This is a genomic window from Candidatus Binataceae bacterium, assembly GCA_035508495.1.
Lineage (GTDB): Bacteria > Desulfobacterota > Binatia > Binatales > Binataceae > JASHPB01.
This window is the reverse complement of sequence record DATJMX010000001.1, coordinates 156,880-173,842: the sequence shown is the minus strand read 5'-3', so window position 1 is coordinate 173,842 and position 16,963 is coordinate 156,880. Positions and strand designations below refer to the sequence as shown.

Annotated in this window: 20 protein-coding genes; 5 read left to right on the top strand and 15 right to left on the bottom strand. The window is 62.4% G+C overall.

Annotated features, from left to right (window positions below; genetic code table 11):
- Positions 1 to 38: 38 nt before the first annotated feature.
- Positions 39 to 1,592, bottom strand: coding sequence for a carboxylesterase/lipase family protein (locus VMA09_00800; GenBank protein HUA32114.1), 1,554 nt, complete (start codon positions 1,590 to 1,592; stop codon positions 39 to 41).
- 225 nt (positions 1,593 to 1,817) lie between these two features.
- On the bottom strand, positions 1,818 to 2,033 hold the full coding sequence (locus VMA09_00795) for a hypothetical protein (protein HUA32113.1): 216 nt from the start codon (positions 2,031 to 2,033) through the stop codon (positions 1,818 to 1,820).
- A gap of 656 nt (positions 2,034 to 2,689) precedes the next feature.
- Here VMA09_00795 and VMA09_00790 point away from each other — a divergent pair.
- Positions 2,690 to 3,400, top strand: coding sequence for a VOC family protein (locus tag VMA09_00790; protein HUA32112.1), 711 nt, complete (start codon positions 2,690 to 2,692; stop codon positions 3,398 to 3,400).
- A 238-nt stretch (positions 3,401 to 3,638) separates the two neighbouring features.
- Here VMA09_00790 and VMA09_00785 read toward each other — a convergent pair whose 3' ends face one another.
- The 12 genes from VMA09_00785 to VMA09_00730 all read right to left on the bottom strand — a co-directional run bounded on the left by VMA09_00785 (position 3,639) and on the right by VMA09_00730 (position 10,750).
- The gene (locus VMA09_00785) at positions 3,639 to 5,003 is read right to left on the bottom strand and encodes a DUF935 domain-containing protein (protein ID HUA32111.1); all 1,365 of its coding nucleotides are present in this window, start codon (positions 5,001 to 5,003) and stop codon (positions 3,639 to 3,641) included.
- Between the two features lie 151 nt (positions 5,004 to 5,154).
- Positions 5,155 to 6,633 carry a hypothetical protein gene (locus VMA09_00780; protein ID HUA32110.1) on the bottom strand — a complete coding sequence of 493 codons (1,479 nt, stop codon included), beginning with the start codon at positions 6,631 to 6,633 and terminating at the stop codon, positions 5,155 to 5,157.
- 166 nt (positions 6,634 to 6,799) lie between these two features.
- Entirely contained in the window at positions 6,800 to 7,450 is a 651-nt protein-coding gene (locus VMA09_00775; GenBank protein ID HUA32109.1) for a phage protein Gp27 family protein, read from the bottom strand.
- On the bottom strand, positions 7,450 to 7,761 hold the full coding sequence (locus tag VMA09_00770) for a hypothetical protein (GenBank protein HUA32108.1): 312 nt from the start codon (positions 7,759 to 7,761) through the stop codon (positions 7,450 to 7,452). The genes VMA09_00775 and VMA09_00770 overlap by 1 nt, the downstream gene beginning before the upstream one ends.
- The gene (locus VMA09_00765) at positions 7,748 to 8,047 is read right to left on the bottom strand and encodes a hypothetical protein (GenBank protein HUA32107.1); all 300 of its coding nucleotides are present in this window, start codon (positions 8,045 to 8,047) and stop codon (positions 7,748 to 7,750) included. The genes VMA09_00770 and VMA09_00765 overlap by 14 nt, the downstream gene beginning before the upstream one ends.
- Positions 8,044 to 8,307: a hypothetical protein gene (locus VMA09_00760; protein HUA32106.1), complete on the bottom strand. Its 264-nt coding sequence runs from the start codon at positions 8,305 to 8,307 to the stop codon at positions 8,044 to 8,046. The genes VMA09_00765 and VMA09_00760 overlap by 4 nt, the downstream gene beginning before the upstream one ends.
- 92 nt (positions 8,308 to 8,399) lie before the next feature.
- Positions 8,400 to 8,765, bottom strand: coding sequence for a hypothetical protein (locus VMA09_00755; GenBank protein ID HUA32105.1), 366 nt, complete (start codon positions 8,763 to 8,765; stop codon positions 8,400 to 8,402).
- Positions 8,766 to 8,767: 2 nt separating this feature from the next.
- A complete protein-coding gene (locus VMA09_00750; protein HUA32104.1) occupies positions 8,768 to 9,169 on the bottom strand; it encodes a hypothetical protein in 402 nt (133 codons plus the stop codon).
- Between the two features lie 10 nt (positions 9,170 to 9,179).
- On the bottom strand, positions 9,180 to 9,521 hold the full coding sequence (locus VMA09_00745; protein ID HUA32103.1) for a hypothetical protein: 342 nt from the start codon (positions 9,519 to 9,521) through the stop codon (positions 9,180 to 9,182).
- A gap of 37 nt (positions 9,522 to 9,558) precedes the next feature.
- Positions 9,559 to 10,089 (bottom strand): glycosyl hydrolase 108 family protein, encoded by a 531-nt coding sequence (locus VMA09_00740; GenBank protein ID HUA32102.1) that lies wholly within the window; start codon positions 10,087 to 10,089, stop codon positions 9,559 to 9,561.
- Positions 10,090 to 10,196: 107 nt separating this feature from the next.
- Positions 10,197 to 10,523 (bottom strand): Mor transcription activator family protein, encoded by a 327-nt coding sequence (locus tag VMA09_00735; protein ID HUA32101.1) that lies wholly within the window; start codon positions 10,521 to 10,523, stop codon positions 10,197 to 10,199.
- 86 nt (positions 10,524 to 10,609) lie between these two features.
- Positions 10,610 to 10,750, bottom strand: coding sequence for a hypothetical protein (locus VMA09_00730; GenBank protein ID HUA32100.1), 141 nt, complete (start codon positions 10,748 to 10,750; stop codon positions 10,610 to 10,612).
- A gap of 388 nt (positions 10,751 to 11,138) precedes the next feature.
- On the opposite strand from VMA09_00730, the gene VMA09_00725 reads away from it, so the two are divergent.
- Entirely contained in the window at positions 11,139 to 11,486 is a 348-nt protein-coding gene (locus tag VMA09_00725; protein ID HUA32099.1) for a hypothetical protein, read from the top strand.
- 53 nt (positions 11,487 to 11,539) lie between these two features.
- Here VMA09_00725 and VMA09_00720 read toward each other — a convergent pair whose 3' ends face one another.
- Positions 11,540 to 13,303: an alkaline phosphatase family protein gene (locus VMA09_00720; GenBank protein ID HUA32098.1), complete on the bottom strand. Its 1,764-nt coding sequence runs from the start codon at positions 13,301 to 13,303 to the stop codon at positions 11,540 to 11,542.
- 163 nt (positions 13,304 to 13,466) lie between these two features.
- On the opposite strand from VMA09_00720, the gene VMA09_00715 reads away from it, so the two are divergent.
- The 3 genes from VMA09_00715 to VMA09_00705 all read left to right on the top strand — a co-directional run bounded on the left by VMA09_00715 (position 13,467) and on the right by VMA09_00705 (position 16,910).
- Positions 13,467 to 14,342: an aldo/keto reductase gene (locus VMA09_00715; protein ID HUA32097.1), complete on the top strand. Its 876-nt coding sequence runs from the start codon at positions 13,467 to 13,469 to the stop codon at positions 14,340 to 14,342.
- 51 nt (positions 14,343 to 14,393) lie between these two features.
- Positions 14,394 to 15,509 carry a 5-methyltetrahydropteroyltriglutamate--homocysteine S-methyltransferase gene (locus VMA09_00710; protein HUA32096.1) on the top strand — a complete coding sequence of 372 codons (1,116 nt, stop codon included), beginning with the start codon at positions 14,394 to 14,396 and terminating at the stop codon, positions 15,507 to 15,509.
- A 285-nt stretch (positions 15,510 to 15,794) separates the two neighbouring features.
- The gene (locus VMA09_00705) at positions 15,795 to 16,910 is read left to right on the top strand and encodes a cobalamin-independent methionine synthase II family protein (GenBank protein ID HUA32095.1); all 1,116 of its coding nucleotides are present in this window, start codon (positions 15,795 to 15,797) and stop codon (positions 16,908 to 16,910) included.
- Positions 16,911 to 16,963 lie beyond the last annotated feature (53 nt).

The window sequence follows — 16,963 nt, the reverse complement described above, 5'->3', positions numbered from 1 at the left end:
GACTTATAGCTAAGCGCGCGCGCCGCGGCGAGCACGACTCACGACCACGCCTGCCGCTCCTTGCCATAAGGATCATTTTGAATGCCGCACTCGCGATCGAAGATCATCGTCGCGCGGCGCTCGGGCGAATAGGTCGGCCACTCGGGAATCGCCGCGTTGTTGGGATTCCCGCTGCGCGCGAACTGCAGCCACGTCCTCATCATCCGATCCGACAAAGTGTAGCGATCCGGCGACTCGCCGGTGAACGGCGCGGTCTCGAGCGTGCCGAACACGAACGGGATCTCGAGCGCATGCGGCGACTTGAGTGCGCCATTCAGCACCGGCGTCTCGAACGTGAACAGGTACACGAACACCGGCGCGGCTTTCTGCGCGACTTTGCGCTCGGCGATCACCAGCGACGGGATTCGCATCGCCGCGTCGGTCGTCAGCGCCAGCATCAGGTCGCGCGGCGAATCGCCCGGCCTGATCCGCCGATATGCCGCGATCAACGCCGCGCCGCGCTCGCCCACGAACATCCCCGCCCGCTCCACCAGGCTCTTCTCGTCGAGCGCTTTCAGCCACGGCGCAAACGCAAAGAAGAGCGTCATCTCATCTTTATTGGTGCCGATCATGAGCGGGATATTCGCCGATATCGCCGGCGCCGCCGGCGCGAACGGCCCGCCCGGCAGGTTCTTTCCGTCGATCACCGGGTTGAAGCCCACGCGGCGCCGATCCGCAAACGACATCAGGCTGATCTTCTTCAACACCGCCGCCTGCGCCGCCGCGAGCTGCTCCGCCGGCGCGCTCAACAATCGGTCGCCTTCAGTAGGCTTCAAGTCAAGCTCGGCGCAGACGCGGCTCGCCGTTTCGCTCGCACCCTCGCGGCTCATCATCTCCACGCCCGGGCCGCTCTGGATGATCGCCTTGTGAAAGAGCCCGCGCGCCGCCGGCATCGCCATCAACACGCAGACCTTGGCGCCGCCCCCCGACTCGCCGAAAATCGTCACGTTGCCCGCGTCGCCGCCGAACCGCGCGATATTGTCGCGCACCCACTCGAGTCCCGCGACGATATCGAGCATCCCCGCCACGCCCGACGAGGCGAACCGCTCGCCGCACAGATCCTCGAGATGCAAGTAGCCGAACGCGCCCAGGCGATGGTTGATCGTGACGACCACCACGTCGCCGCTGCGCGCGAGGCTCGTGCCCTCGTACCATGGCGACGATCCCGAGCCCGCGATAAACGCGCCGCCATGGCACCAGAACATCACCGGCCGCTTGCGACCGTCGAGCGCCGGCGTCCACACGTTGAGGACGAGGCAGTCCTCGCTCATCTTGAGCGGCTCGGCGACGCTGAAAATCTTGAGCAGCTCGGGCGGCAGCGCGAACGCATTGTCGTCCTGCACCGCGCGATCGCCAAAGTCGAAGGTATCCTTCACTCCCGTCCACGGCGCCGGTTTCCGCGGCGGCTGAAATCGATTCGCGCCCACCGGCGGCGCCGCATACGGGATTCCCTTGAAAATGTGTACGCCGCCAAGCGTGCGCCCGCGAACCCTGCCGAAGCTCGTATCGACGATCGGCTGAGCCGCGCCTTCGCGAACCGATGCTGCACCCATCGGAGAACCTCCAGGCTGATAACCCGCTACTAACGGCCCTGTTCCCGCGATGTCAAGGGCGCCTCGTGGCGGCGCTTCTGGATTCGCGTCGCCGCTCGTCTTGACGAATAAGCCAGAGACTCCGAATCATCTATCAGGGGTGATTCCAATGACTGAAAGACAATTTTTCGGCGTGATCGTTCGAACGTTCGGACTCTACATGATCCTTCAAAGCGTCTGCGAGGTTCAGAGCATCGTAATATCTTCGGCGTCCGATACATCAACGGTTACGAGTGGCGGCCAGCAGCAGCGTTTGCCGCCTTCTATCTTGTCGCCGGCCTTCTGCTGATACGGCGTGCGCCCGCGATAGTTTCGGCGGCATATCGAGCCGGAAAGGAATTTGAAGCGGAGGATCCAAGTTAAGCAACTTTCCGGCACTGGTTCAATTTGAGTTTTCTTCATCGTTCGGGCGTCCGATAGTCGGCAGTTTGTCCCACGCTAGATGAACGACGCAGTCAGGCCATCGAATAAGAATCGCCCCCACGACTAGGATTATCGCGCAATACAGCCATTCCTTGCTCCACGGCATACTGAGGGGATAGGTGTCCCAAAAATAAGCTATTAGGTCTTGAGCAACGCATCTCAAACCGACGAGGACGACCAGCACGCCGAGCATCCGTACCAGTACCGAGAACAGTTGTTTTTCTGTCACGTTCTTGAAAGTCCTCTGGTTGACGATAACGACTGTCCTGGTAAGCTGGCAAACGGAACCACCAACCACTGAAGAAAAAGGTCGCTTCTATGAAGGAGATCTTTCGTCGCTCAGTCGCGGACTTGCCCCTTTCGGTTCGCGCGTCCCAAGGATTGCGATACGCCGATATTCAATACGTCGGCGAACTTGTTCAGTGCACCGAACGCGAGCTGCTGGAGATCAGGAATTTTGGCCGCAAGTGTCTAAACGAGGTCAAAACGATCCTCGCCCGGATGGGGCTCTCCCTTGGAATGACGCCCAGCGATTCAAACTGAACCAGTGCCGACTTTCCCGCGCGCTCGCGATCATTGACCGTTGGGAGCACAATGACTACATCGATCTCGAGACCATCCGAGGAGAAACGCCCATGGCAAAGCCCAACGCGCTGCATCATCTCGCAATCTCGACCGGCAAAATGAAGGAGCAGATCGAATTCTTCACCGATGTCCTCGGGATGGAACTGGTCGCGCTCTACTGGATGCACGGCGTCAAGGGCGCCTGGCACGGCTTCCTCAAGCTGAACGACTCATGCTCAATCGCGATGGTCGCGATGGACAAGATTCGCGAGATCGAGCCTGCCTGGGGCGTTTCTCATGCGGGCAACCCTGGCTTGCCGTCAGCGCCGGGCACGATGCAGCATCTCGCGCTCAACGTCGATACCGAACAAGAGCTGCTCGCGATGCGCGATCGCATCCGCTCGCGCGGCATCAATATCTTCGGCCCGCTCGACCACGGTTTCTGCAAATCGATTTATTTCGCGGGTCCCGAGGGATTGTGCCTTGAAATCGCGACTTCGAGCGGCGAGGCGATCGACTCACGCGCGTGGATCGATCCCGAAGTCGTCGCCCTCGCCGGCATCACGCCCGAGGAGCTGAAAAAGTACACCTCGCCTGCACCCTACGAGGGCAAGGGCGGCGCCGTCGCGCAGCCGGCCATCGATCGGTCGAAGCCGCACATGCGCTACGAGGATCAGGAAGCCTATCGCAAGCTGATGACGATGCCCGACGAGGAAGTGACGCGCCGCATGAGCGAACCCACGCCGCCAGTCGCAGTCCCGCGCGCCAACAAGGCCGCCTAGCTCAACTGTCTGAGCAATCAAGCCACGGCCCGCTTGCTCGCCCCTCTCAAGAAATAACCTCGCCCGCAAAGCGGGCGAGGTCGATTCGACTGCAAGTTGCTTCTCCGCCTTGAAGCCGCCCGGCAATAGCCTCACCCACGGCTGACGCCGCCCGCGGAAGCCGCATACCGGGAGACGCCGCCGATGGCGGCCGTCGCGGGAGCGAGCCGCGCGGCGTCACCCACGCCAAATCCAATACTCAGTTGCGCGGCGCGGCGATTAGCACTTCGTCGCCGGGTTGCGGCTCCGGCAAGCCCAGCCGATCCAGCACCGTCTTCTGACTGATTCTCAGGCCGCGATCGGTGAGCATCGCGAGCATCTCGGCAAATTCCTTGATGTCGCCCTCTTCGGGCAAACCCAGCGCGACCTGCGGATAGCGGTCGCGCGGACCCATATTGAGATCGACGATCGGCCGCACCAGGTCGCGATTGAGCGTCGCTGCGATTCGCCGCGCATCGCTCGCCAGGATATCGCGCCGCACCGAATCATGAACCTGCGCCGCGGCGCGCGAGCCGCCCTCGCCCGTTATCTGCGTCGTCAGCGTCTGCCCGATTACCGCTTTACTCACTTGCGAATCCAGGTAGTCGCAAAACCTTTCATATAGTTCCACACTGCCGGTCTGACGCGCCTCGGTAAACTCGATTACCATCGATTCGGGAATAATCGCCGCGGCGTCAGTCCCGATATTCGCCACCGCAGCAAGCAGGCTCTGCTTGTCCTGCTCGGTAGCGCCGGCGCGATACTTTCCTACGCGCAGCGGCTGGCCGAAAATCTCGGTGAATGTCACCCAGTCCTTCAATACATAATTCTTGAACAGATACGACCATCCTGCCGCGCGCGCGAGGCCGCCGCGAATCGGCAATCCAGACTTGGCCTTGGCGATATGAGTAATGAACTTGTACGGGTAAAGCGGCGCGGTCAGCGGCTGAATACCAATCCCGCCACGCAGGCTCGCATAGAGGCCGGCGCCCGCAAAATGCGACGGCTGGGGATGCCGCTCACCATCGACCGAAATCGATTGTCCTTCAGTCGAGAGCGTGCGCACCAGCAGTTCTTCGCCCGATATCCAGTCGAACATGAACCAGCGCGGATCGCGCCACGCCAGCCGGCGCGGAAACCATTCGCGGCCCGAAGTGTCCCAGATAATCTCAGTCGCCGAGAATCCCTTGCCGATCGCGTCGAGCATGTCGAACAACGCGCTCTCGATTTGCAGCGCGCCGCCGGTCAGTGTCTCGCGCACGAGATCCGCGGCTCGTATATCTTCCGCGTCACTCGATGCCGCCCGCACCACGATTTCGAGCTGCGCAACCGATTCCTTGCGCGTCTGAAGCACGGCCAGATAATGGAGATCCTTCTCCTCCATCTCCTCGGCCAGCTCCAGGTAAAGAAAAGGATCGCCGAACTCCGCCTGCCGCAGGATCGCGGCCAGCCGATCGGGCGTAAGCCCGACCGAAGGATGCATCACGGAGTAGATATTGCGAACTCCCGCCAGGGTAGGCGCCGCCTGCTCATCGCGCAAAACAGCAGTATCCACTTCGCGCCCGTACGCATCATAAAGTCCCATCGATTACTCACAAGTGAAAGTGCGGTCATGCAATTTATATTCAATTCAATCCCGCTCCACTCTAGCCTGTAACCTCTCCCTTGCCCTCTCCCAGGATAAGGAGAGGGTTCAGACGGAAACGAGAGGATTGTCAGCATCGCACCGATACTCACTACCAACTACCCACTCCGAAGCGCCCTTTTCGTTGACTATCCTCCAACACCGGCGGGCCAAAGGGATCGCGCTGCGGCTGACTCCAGCGCGCCCGCGCGATCCCTGCATATGCGATCTCACCGCCGCGCTCGCCACGCGAGGCAAAATACGCGAGCGCCGCGGCGATCGCGCTGTCGCCGTGGCGCTTGCCGCCGTCCATCCCGACTTTGCGCTCGCCGACGCGCGCGATTCCGCGCTCGATAACGATCGCGCGATGGTCCATCAGCACTCCCCCGTCCTTGGGAATCTCGATCGTGCCGTCTTCGAACGCGGCCTTGTAGCGCGGCATATTGTCGCGGTACCAGCTCTCGCTGAGCATCACCTGCGTGATTCGATCGCCATAGCGCCCCGCCGCGCTCTCCGCCAGGTATTGCCCGTTGCCGCGCGCATCCATCGCACCGCCAAAGAAACGCGGCAACCGATCCGCGATGTAAAATAGAATCTGCTCCTGCTGACGGAACGGCACATTGCGCAGCTCAACGACGAAAGGCGTGCGCCGCACCAGATCCGCACCCAACTGCAGCGGCCATACGACGGTGAGGTCGCCCGAGCGGCCGAAATCCTCGCCGAAGCACGCCGGCACATTCTGATCGAGCGCGCCAAGCACGGCGGCGAGGTTATCCTCGCACCACGCATCAGCCTCGGCGCGGCGAACATCTTCGGGCCGCGCAACGAAATCCGCCGGCGGCTCCCATCGGATGATCGGAACCCCCGCTTTCATCCGCGCTTCGATCAGCGCCGCGCTCATGAACGTCGAGCTCGCGGCGCGCGCGATACAGAACAGCTCCTCATCGGCGTTGTCGCCGTAGAACTCGATTATCTCAGCGCGCCATCGCGCCTCAGCCTCGGGACTCCATTCGCGGCCAAGCTCCGCGCAGATCTTGCGATAGAGTCCGTCGGCCAGCGCCTCGTCGAAAGTCGTGCGATGGAGTGAAAACGGCCGCCGGCCCGCGCGAATATCGCTGACCAGCTCATTGAATGGATTATCCGCCCCGTTGTGGGTCGAGATGATGCGCACCATCCCGCCCCACATCGTGAACGCGAGCGCCGCCTTCAACAGCCCTGTGAGACTCTCGTGAAAGCCAGCCTCGTCGATCACCGCGCATCCATCTTTGCCGCGCAGGTTCGAGGGCCGCGAGGACAGCGCCACGATTTTGTGGCCTGAGGCGAAACGAATTCGGTACGCCTGGATATCGGCGCGTTCATCCTCAATAGCCACTTCCTCGACCGCGCTCGCGGCGCGATTAAATCGTTTCGCCCATAAACCGGCAGTCTCGATAAACTCGACCGCCATATCCTTGTTGTAGCCGATATACCATCCGTCCATCCCACCCCGCCCGCGAATCGAAGCGGAGAGCGCCCGATCGCAAGCCTCGGTCCAGGTAATACCGATACGCCGCGATTTCTCACTGACCTTGACCTGCGCCCGATCAGCCATCCATCGCCGCTGGTAAGGAAGGAGTATGGAGAGATCGTCTGACATGACTGACTAATGAACCGATTATCCACTCCTCATTTTTCCGACTCGCTCTGATTCCCTCTCCTTATCCTGGGCGAGGGGACCAGACAGATAAGGAGAGGCGAGATCGGGGGAGCGTCGCGCATCACAACCGGATATCCATCAATGCGTTGCGGATCTTCTCGGCGGCGGCTTCGCTCAACCCGTCTTGCTTTGCGGCATCCACCTTCTCGGTCGCCGCTTCGACGCGTTCGGCGACGCGCTTTTTCATGCGCTGCGCCCAGTCCTGGTGCGCGATTGAAGCCTTGGCGATAGTCGCAACCGTGCGCGCCAGCGCCATCGAGTCCGGCGCCGATTTGCGCGCGTGATTGTCCGGGCTCGAGGGCCGCAGCTTTTTCTCATTCAGCGACGTCAGCAGGTTGAACATCTCCGTTTGCACCAGCCGCATCAACGCCTCCTGCATCGAGACATCATCGCCATCGAACTGTTCGCAAATAGCCTTGGCCTGCTCGGTCGCGAGTCGAACCGCCTCGAGCTTGCGATCGAAGCGATGCTTATAGCGGCGAATCGACTCTTCCCGCATCTGGTAGCCATTGCGGCGCAGCCAATTCGCGAGATCCTTGTAACTGTGGAAGTCCGAATCCCTGATCCGTCGATCGAGTTCGGCCTTGAGCTCTTTGGGTATATGCGGGACCCGGAATGACGCCGAAGCTTTCGGCTTGGCGACGGTCGCGTCCTGCTTTGTACCGGATGCGGCCGCGACCGGGAGCGCCCGCGATTTCTTGCGCGGCGCCATCACCAGTACTTGCGCGGACGCGCAATCCCGTTCGGAGCGGGCTGAGTATATTCGACTACATCGACGCCGCGCGCCGTCAGCCGCGCGAACCAGTTGTCCTGTTGATCGGTCTCGAGATCGAGCAGGCCGTGATCGCGCAAATAGGTAAGCTCGCGACGCAGCGCGTTGAGCGAGACCGAGAGTTTGATATCGGCCAGCACCCGCCAGATGATATGTTCGCTGACCGCGATCGGACGGCCCGCGTCGACTACGCGCAGGATTCGCCAGCGGGCTTCTTCGCGCTGCTTCTGTTCGATATCAATCTCCGCCATAGAGCCTTTCCTTCAAGATTCGAATCTCTTCGCGCATCTCCTCGCGCATCGCGTCGAGCTTGGCGTCGAGCGTGCCGCTGAACCGAATCCAGTCTTCGCGGCGCACGTATTCGAGCGGCAGCGAAGCGCGCAGCTCGTAGAGTCCGCGCTCGATCTCGTTCCATCGCGAGGAATCGGTGTTGAGGTTCTGCCGCTGCCGATCGAGCATCCACTTCACCGAGCCGGCGTTGATTCCCGCGATCGTCACCACCACCATCACGAACGTCGCGATCGCATCCCAGCTCAACGTTCACCTCTTTCCCGCTCGCGAGGGTCGGGCTCGGGTTCGGTGGATTTCTTGATCATCACCGCGCCCGCCATCGCCAGCAGCACGATTCCAAGTCCCTTGCCGTAGGCGTCGGCATCTCCGGGATCGAAGCGCTTTTGCTGGTACACCTGCACACACCAGAACAGGATATAGGCAAACGCGCCAAGAACACCGACCACGCGCGCCGCATCGAAAGTGAGATTGTCTTTGCCGGTCAAAATATCATTGAGAAGTTTCATCAACTGACTATTTCAGTGAGTATTGGAGACGCCTGCGCCGCTGCTGTCCCCTCTCCTTATCGCAGGAGAGGGTTTCAGACGGTCTCCCGAATTTAAGGAGACGGGACTGACGAGTTGCGATTCGGGTCGTAGATGGCGCTGTCTGGCGTTGTCACCGATGCCGGCGCGGCGCATCCCGCCAGGATACTGTCGCGTTCGATTACCGCGGCTTTCAGCAACGCGACCGACGCGGCGTAGCCGCGTACGCAATCGGCCGCCGACGACGCGTCGGTCAGCGATGCGATCGGTAGCTGCGGACGCGTTAGCTGCGGAACCTTGCAATAGACAGGAACCTCGACCGGGACGTTTGCCGTGACAACCTCGGCTGGCGGCGGCATTCTCGCCGTGCAGCTCGATGCGACGATCGCGATCGCGAAAATCGCGCCCGCGCGGCACCGCCGCGCGGTGGCCTTCGCCACGCTCACCATTTGCCCAGCTCCGCGCCCTGTTGATTCGCCCACTTGATCGCGGCGTCGCAGCCCTGCCCGAGTTTCGCGTGTGCCAGCGCGTCGGCGGTTTTCGTCGCCTGCGCGGCGTGCGTTTCGGCATTTGCCACGACATTGGCCTCGCGCGTCTGGGCCGCCTCGAGCACCATCGCCTCGTCGTCGCGCAGCTTCTTGACCTCGGCGTTCTGCTGCGCGACCGCCGCGACGCACGCATCGTCGGCGGCCTTGTACTGCTGCGCCTGCGCGGTGATCGCAGCGACCTGGGCCTGGGCCGCGTCGCGCTCGTGAATCAGCACCGAGCGATACACGAGCGCGGCCGCCACCAGGCCCACGAGCGCGAGCGGTTTCCATAGCCCTGCGATGAGCGTGACGAACATCGCGGGTTCCTTACTTTGCCGCGCTCGCGGTCGCCGTCACCGCCGCCGCGTGTTGCGCAACGGCAGCCGCCAGCTTCTCAGTCGCCGCGGCATGAACCTGGATCGCCGAGGCTGTCTGCGCGGTTGTGGCCGGAGCCGCGGCCGGCGCCGCTGGCGCATGCGCGGCGGCGGGAGCAGGAGCCGATGACGACGCGCTCGCTTGTCCCTGCGCGGTGACGATACGCGACTCGATCGAATGCAGCAGCGACTGGGTATCGCTGACCAAAGTGCGGCCGAGCAAGGTGCCGAGCACGAATCCGGCCAGCCCGACGATCGGATAACCGGCCACGGCCATGATTTCGGTGGGATTCATTACTGCGATGCCTCCGTGGCGGCGCGCCTGGCGCCGCCTATTCGTACGCCCGATTTAGCCACCCGGTCAGGAATTGCTGATCATCGGAATCGCGGGCGCCGCGCGTGATTGCCGCGACCGCCCGGTAGTAACCGGCGGCTTCCGAACGCAGCGCGGCCAGCGCTGCGATCTCGGGAGCAGCGGCGGCGGCCGTGGCCGTTTCGGCGCCGATCGAACCGTCTTCGGTCACGCGATGTCCCGCGGCGCGCAACGCGCGCTGCAGGCAGGTAATCGCATGTCCGGGGCCGATATTGACGGCGAGGTCGAAAGTCTTGGCGGCGAGCGCCGCGGGCAGGCGGCCGAAATCGTACTTGCGCCACCAATCGCGAAAGTAAATCGCGACCGCGTCGTCGCGGGTCAGCTGCGCGATATCCAGATCGGGATACTCGCGCGCCGAGATGCCGAACTTGGTGGCGCCGCCGGGATCGGCGGAATTTTGCACGAAACCGCCTTCGTCGGCGAGTACCTGTGCGATCGCCGCTTCAAATTCGGGCGGATATTTCGAGGCGGACGCCCCGTTGATGCTCACGCCGATGCTCCCGCGGTCAGGTCGCGGTCATCGCGGACTCCACACGCGGCTAGCACCGCGCATCCCGAGAGTAGGATACGCGGCGCTGCCGCGTAAGGCTGAATAGTTCAGCCCTGGCGCTGCTGCGCGAGCACCTTGTACACGTAGCGCTCGGTGCAGCCGGTTTCGCGCGCCACCGCCGAGATCGAAAGCCCCTTGCGCCGCGCCTCGATGATGCGCTCGCGGCGATGGGCCCGCTCCGGATCGGCCGGCATCACGATTCGATCGCCACCGAAATGACGCGCGAAGAGCGCGGCCGTCTTGGCGCCCAGAATCCTCACCAGCACGTCCTCGGGACGCGGAGTATGCGGGACGTAGAGGCGTCGTCCGCCGAACTCGGCCACCAGCGAGGCGGCGGCGGCCGCGCCAATCACCGCGGTGATCGAGTCGAGCATGGAGTTCCTGACCCGCGGCGCGTGTATCGCCACGCGATCCAGACGCGGCGGCCGGACGGGCTGAGTCAAATTTGCAAGAGCTGTGTTCATAGGCCATATGCGGCGCGCAGGTTGAGAGGAATCGCGCCAACCCCCTTTTCACGGTCATAGATAACGTTCCATCCGATCACGGCACTCTCTTCGACACAGATGCGGCACAGACCGCCATAGCGGGCGGATTCCGCCATCGGGACTTGCTGGCGGCATTGGAGGCATCGTACGAGCCTCGGCGACAGGGAGACGGGGCGGTGGTGCGCTTTGTGTAGCGACTTCATATCGGCACCAGGTGGGAGCGGGCGTGAAAAAAACCGCTTTGACGCAGGCGGAAGCATGGGCGCCAGCCAGGAAAGGGCGGGAGCCGGCGCCGGTGGGCGGAACTCATCAAGGCGCTAGGGCGGGTAGCGTGGCGCGGCAGGCGGAATCGCGGTCTGGGAATCGGCGGTCTCCGGGCCTGCTGTATGATCAAAAATCATACTCATTGTTCATGTCCATATTGGTCGCGCGATGTCAATACCGCCCGCGCGCCAACCCGCGCCGGCTAGCCACGCCCCGCCGGTCTGCTAAAATCATCGCGCTATGAGGAAGAAGGTACTGATGGTCTGCTCGGGCAACCTCGACCGCTCGCCGACCGCGGCGATGCTGCTGGCCGAGATGTGCGCGCCGATGTGGGTCTCATCGGCGGGCACCGAGCGCTGGGCCAAAAACCAGGTCTCGGCGGAACTGCTCGACGAAGCCGACATCGTGCTCGTAATGGAAGAAGCGCATCACCAGTCGATCCGCACCCGCTTCGGCAACCAGCACGGCGACAAGGTGATCGTGCTGCACGTGCCTGACAATTACGTGTGCTGGGACGCGGAGCTTATCTCGATTCTCAAGCCCAAGCTGCGCGCCGCGCTCGGATTGCCCACCAGGTCGCAGAGTTGACATTCTGTCGATTGCGTCGAACGGCGGCCGATCCTTTTACTCTGCTGGCCAGCCTATCGTTTGGGTTCGGGAGTGACTTGCTGAGTATATGACGGCAGCGCTGCCGGCTGGCTCGGCTTGATATCCGATTTAAGCAACGTCAGCGCCATCGGCGTCAGGTCGAGCTGCGATGGGCCACGATGGCGCGCCACCTTATCGACCAGTTTGTGCAGGGCCTCGCCGTTGCACTGCGAGCATGCGACAACGAACGGAATATGGCTGTCCTGCTCGGAGGGGCTGCCATGCCACGAGTGATAGAGGCTCGAGAAGTAGTAGCGCTGCTCGATCGGATGGTTAAGTCCGGACTTCGCTAGTAACAGAATGTCACCGGCACGGTCGCCGTGCGGCCCCGCGCTCAGCCAGCGCATGCGGCGATTCAGCTGCAACAGGTCCGGGCGCGGATGCTCTTCGAGGTAATCCTCGATTTCGACGAGCTTGTGGCCGTTGAAAATCCGATACGGCTTCGCGTCCTCGGTCGGAGCGCGCGGCTCACGGGCAAAGATCAAATCCAACGTGCCCTTCAACTTGGGACTGCCCGCGCCGGTCTGGTTGGCGCGGTAGAAAGCCCGCGCCGCGGGAAGCACGTCGTGATCATAGCGCGGCGGCTTATTCCAATTGCACTTGTCGCCCGGATTCGGACACGTCGAACGATCGGCCAGATACACGTACGCAATCGCACCCTGGTACGCGAACGCCACCTGGTAGTCCTGCTGATTCGCGGCAGGATTGAGCACGAACGGACGCGGACGGAAGCCGGTCTTCGCCATCAGCGGCGCTGGACCGTCGTCGGATTGCGAATCCAACGCGTGCTGCTCATCATGCATCACAGGCGTGTGGCCGTGATCGGCAATGATCATGATGTAGGTCTGATCGAGCAGGCCGCGCTTTCGATACTCATCGAGGATTGTTCCGACTAGCGGATCGGTCACCTGCTCGAGGTATTCGACCTCCATCGGCAGTGGATCGCGCGCGAGATGCGTGTAGAGATCGATACCGGGGAAATACACCACCTGGAGCCGCGGCACTCCGTGCGTATTGAATGAATCGACGATCTTCGGCACCGAATCGATATCGTACTTCGCGTACATCTCTTTCTTTACGCCATGCTCGCCCAGCGCCTTGCCCGCTACGAAATCGGACATCACCGTGGCGAAATCGGTCGGCGCAATCGTGGTGAAAAGATCGGCACCGCGATACACGGGGTTCAGCGAGACCGCCGATTGCACACCTGCGAGATCGAACAACGTGGGGCACTCGACGGAATGGCCTACGAGGTCTTCGGTTACCATCCGTTCGGAGTCCGAGGTGTCGGTGATCGAGACTGGTGCCGGCGCGACGAACTGCATCTTCTCGCGCACGAACCATTCGTTGCCGGGCACGCCGGTAAACGCGGGCGGCTCGCCGCTGAAGATCGACGACCACGCCGCCATCGTCGTCGACGGTAGAATGCTGATCGCATCAGGCGCAGAGTACGCGTGCTCGTAAACGCCGTCGCCTTCGTCGGCGCCGAGCATGCCGCTCATGTTCGGCGCCCTGCCCGACTTGATCGCGTCCATCAGCTGGTTGTAGCCGGCACCATCGAACGCGAAGATCAGCACGCGTGGCCCCTCGGTTACCGGATGAGGCGTATGCGTCGCCGGTCGCTCTCCGCCGTTCGCCGCCATCCTGGTCGCCGGAGTGCACGATCCGTTAGCAATCACCGCGAGCAAAGCGAGCACCAGCGCGATAGTCGACAGAAAACGATGGACCGCCAGCGTCCGAAGCTGAAATGTGGTCATTGGCCTCAAAATACCAGCCGCCGAGGCAATGCTTTAGACGCATCGCTATAGAAGCTCGCTTGACTTGACCGAGCAAAATGAAACGGCTTGAAAGTTCGCGCGGCAGTCGCCGGTATCGATGCTATAGTGGCGCCACGATTCTTCAGCGCAGCGAGGTGACGACGTGATTACGAAGCATCCGTTCGGACCCACGGGACATCAGAGTTCTCGCGTGATTTTCGGCGCCGCCGCACTGGGCGGCATGAAGCAGGAAAAAGCCGACCCGATGCTGGACGTTCTGCTCGAATACGGCGTCAATCATATCGACACCGCCGCGGCTTACGGCAATTCCGAGCTGCGCATCGGGCCCTGGATGCGCGAGCATCGCAAGCATTTCTTCCTCGCAACGAAAACCGGCGACCGTACGGCCGAGGCGGCGCGCGCGAGCCTGCATCGCTCGCTCGAGCGGCTCAAGGTCGACCAGATCGATCTCATCCAGATGCATAACCTGGTCGAAGAAGCGGAGTGGCAAACCGCGATGGGGCCCGGCGGCGCGCTCGAAGCTCTCGTCGAGGCTCGCGCGCAGGGCCTCGTGCGGTTCATCGGCGTCACCGGGCACGGCACCCAGGTCGCCGCGATGCATCGGCGGAGCCTCGAGCGTTTCGCCTTTGACTCGGTGTTATTTCCGTATAACTTCACGATGCTGGGAATCGATCAGTACGCCGCGGACGTCGAAGCGCTGATCAAGCTTTGCAACGAGCGCGGCGTGGCGACGCAGACGATCAAGTCCGCCGCGCGCCGCCGCTGGCAGAATGGCACCGAGCGCAAGTTCTCGTGGTACGAGCCGCTGCGCGAGCGCGACGCGCTGCGCCGCGCCGTGCACTTCGTGCTGAGCCGGCCGGGACTCTTCCTCAACACCTCGAGCGATACGACGATCCTGCGCGAGATTCTCGACGCCGCGAGCCAGACGCCCGAGGCGCCAGCGCGGTCCGAAATGGAAGCGGACGTTGCACACTTCGCGATGGAACCGCTGTTCGTTCCGGGCCACGATCACATCTGATCGCACGCCGAAGTTGAGCATCAGCACTTGATCGTGCGAGTCTCTGCCTTAATGGCCCGGCGAACCACACCGCCGTTTCGCGCCGAACACGTCGGCAGCCTGCTGCGGCCGCAATCGGTGCTCACCGCGCGCGACGATTTCCACCATGGACGCATTGGCGCATCCGAGTTACGCAAGATCGAAGATGATGCGATTCGCGCCGTCGTCAAGCTGCAGGACGAGGTCGGTCTTCAGTGCGCTACTGACGGCGAGTTCCGCCGCGCCTCGTGGCACATGGATTTTCTCTATCAGCTTGGCGGCGTCACCAAGGCGCGTGACAACCTGACCGTTCGCTTCCACAACGAGAAGGGCGACATCGAATTCACGCCCGCCGCGCTTCACGTCGGCGGTAAGCTGAAATTCGAGCGCTGCATCTTCGGCGACGATTTCCGCTTTCTCAAGTCCGCGACTCGCGTCACGCCGAAGCTCAGCATCCCCTCGCCGAGCATGATTCATTACCGCGGCGGCCGCGCCGCGATCGACGAATCGATTTATCCCGACATCGAGGAGTTCTGGCACGATCTGGCCGCCGCATACGCCGACCAGATCGCCTCGCTCGGCGCGCTCGGCTGCACCTATCTTCAACTCGACGACACGAGCCTCGCCTATCTCAACGATCCGACGCAGCGCGAGTATATTCAGAACCTGGGCGGCGACGGCGCACGGCAGCATCTCACTTACATCAAGACCCTCAACGCCGCGCTCGTGAAGCGGCCGCCAGGGATGACGATTTGCACGCATTCGTGCCGCGGCAATTTCCGCTCGTCGTGGGTTGCGTCCGGCGGCTACGACTACGTCGCCGAAGCGCTCTTCGGTGAGCTCAACGTCGATGCCTTCTTCCTGGAGTACGATGACGCCCGCTCGGGCGGCTTCGCGCCGCTGCGCTTCGTGCCGAAAAACAAGATGGTCGTGCTGGGTCTCGTCAGCACCAAGCGCGGCGCGCTCGAAACCAAGGAGGAACTGAAGCGGCGCGTCGACGAAGCCGCGCGCTACGTCCCGCTCGAGCAACTCTGCCTCAGTCCGCAATGCGGATTCTCGTCCACCGTCGAGGGCAATCGCCTGAGCGTTGACGAAGAGATTGCGAAGCTCCGACTGGTGGTCGAGACAGCGCGTGAAATCTGGGGTTGAGGGGTTTGTGAATAAATGAAAGCGCCGCGCGCGATGTCTGGCACCGGCCCCTTTGGGGGCCTCCAAGATCCCTCGACTTCGCTCGGGATGACCGAATCTAATGCTAACTAATTGTTGCCGGATCAATTGGCTGCCGTCCACTCTGTCATCCTGAGAGGCTGTGAACAAATTGATTCTCTGCGACCTGAGCGAAATCTCCTTGCCTCATGGTGAGCGAAGTGAGCAGCGCGAAAGCACAGTGCGCTCATTTTTTGTGTCATCCTTGAGCGAACCAGGAGCGACAAGATGACTGAAAATTATCGCGCTGAAGTGATCGGCTCGATGCTGCGGCCGCAGTACCTCAAGGACGCCCGCAACAAATGGCAAGCGGACGCGATGGCGACGTGCGACTTCAAGCGCATCGAGGATCGTGCCGTGGACGAAGCGATTGCGCTGCAGGAAAAATGCGGGCTCGAGAGGATCACCGATGGCGAGATGCGCCGCACCCACTTCATCGCACCGCTCACCGACGTAATCACCGGCGTCCAGGAAATTCCCGCCTTCAAACGCGTCTGGCGCAAGCCTCACGAGCAGGGCACGAAGGGCGAGGAGACCGAGATCCAGGTGCAGTACGCCGTCGTCGAAAAGATTCGGCGCACACGCTCACTCACCAACGAGGAGTTCAGCTATGCGCGCGGCCGCGCCAAGGCGCCCCTCAAAGTGACGCTGCCGAGCCCGCTGATGATGACGCTCAGATGGTCGCCCGAGTATTCGCGCGGCGCCTATCCCGATCCATTCGATCTCTTCGCTGATGCGGCCGCGATCGTCCGCCAGGAAGCGCTGGAGCTCGCCGCGCTCGGATGCGAATGCATCCAGATCGATGCACCCGAGCTTGGGATGCTCTGCGATCCGGAGCGGCGCCAGCAGGACTTCGCCGATCGCGGAATGGATCCCAATCGCCTGCTCACTGACGGTATCGACATTGTCAACTCCATGGCAGCGGAGATCCGCGGCGTGACCTTCGAGCTTCACATGTGCCGCGGCAACAACAAGGGTTACTACGTCGGCGAAGGCGGCTACGACTCGATCGCCAGGCAGGTCTTCACGCACACGCCGAATTTCCCGCGCCTGCTGCTGGAATACGACGACTGGCGCTCGGGCTCATTCGAGCCGCTGCGCGACGTTCCCGGCGACAAGTCCGTCGTGCTCGGCCTCATCTCGACCAAGCGCTCCGAGATGGAACCGATCGACGCGATTGTCAAGCGTATCGAGGAGGCTTCGCGATACGTCGCGCTCGATCGCCTCGGCATCTCAACCCAATGCGGCTTCGGCACGGTATGGGAAGGCAACCCCATCACCGAAGGCGTCCAGGAAGGCAAGCTCGCGCTAGTCTCCGAAATCGCGCGCCGCGTCTGGGGCTAAGGCGTGCGCCGCCGAAATCCGTCTCCCGTTAAGTCACGGGAGAGAGATTTTTT

Bases quoted from the DNA above. Each gene is read 5' to 3' on its own strand.
- VMA09_00730 (HUA32100.1), bottom strand. From the start codon at position 10,750: ATGGCGGAATCCGCCCGCTATGGCGGTCTGTGCCGCATCTGTGTCGAA.
- VMA09_00790 (HUA32112.1), top strand. From the start codon at position 2,690: ATGGCAAAGCCCAACGCGCTGCATCATCTCGCAATCTCGACCGGCAAA.
- VMA09_00770 (HUA32108.1), bottom strand. From the start codon at position 7,761: ATGGCGGAGATTGATATCGAACAGAAGCAGCGCGAAGAAGCCCGCTGG.
- VMA09_00750 (HUA32104.1), bottom strand. From the start codon at position 9,169: ATGTTCGTCACGCTCATCGCAGGGCTATGGAAACCGCTCGCGCTCGTG.
- VMA09_00760 (HUA32106.1), bottom strand. From the start codon at position 8,307: ATGAAACTTCTCAATGATATTTTGACCGGCAAAGACAATCTCACTTTC.
- VMA09_00745 (HUA32103.1), bottom strand. From the start codon at position 9,521: ATGAATCCCACCGAAATCATGGCCGTGGCCGGTTATCCGATCGTCGGG.
- VMA09_00775 (HUA32109.1), bottom strand. From the start codon at position 7,450: ATGGCGCCGCGCAAGAAATCGCGGGCGCTCCCGGTCGCGGCCGCATCC.
- VMA09_00710 (HUA32096.1), top strand. From the start codon at position 14,394: ATGGCCCGGCGAACCACACCGCCGTTTCGCGCCGAACACGTCGGCAGC.
- VMA09_00705 (HUA32095.1), top strand. From the start codon at position 15,795: ATGACTGAAAATTATCGCGCTGAAGTGATCGGCTCGATGCTGCGGCCG.
- VMA09_00725 (HUA32099.1), top strand. From the start codon at position 11,139: ATGAGGAAGAAGGTACTGATGGTCTGCTCGGGCAACCTCGACCGCTCG.
- VMA09_00785 (HUA32111.1), bottom strand. From the start codon at position 5,003: ATGGGACTTTATGATGCGTACGGGCGCGAAGTGGATACTGCTGTTTTG.
- VMA09_00780 (HUA32110.1), bottom strand. From the start codon at position 6,633: ATGGCTGATCGGGCGCAGGTCAAGGTCAGTGAGAAATCGCGGCGTATC.
- VMA09_00720 (HUA32098.1), bottom strand. From the start codon at position 13,303: ATGACCACATTTCAGCTTCGGACGCTGGCGGTCCATCGTTTTCTGTCG.
- VMA09_00795 (HUA32113.1), bottom strand. From the start codon at position 2,033: ATGAAGAAAACTCAAATTGAACCAGTGCCGGAAAGTTGCTTAACTTGG.
- VMA09_00800 (HUA32114.1), bottom strand. From the start codon at position 1,592: ATGGGTGCAGCATCGGTTCGCGAAGGCGCGGCTCAGCCGATCGTCGAT.
- VMA09_00735 (HUA32101.1), bottom strand. From the start codon at position 10,523: ATGCTCGACTCGATCACCGCGGTGATTGGCGCGGCCGCCGCCGCCTCG.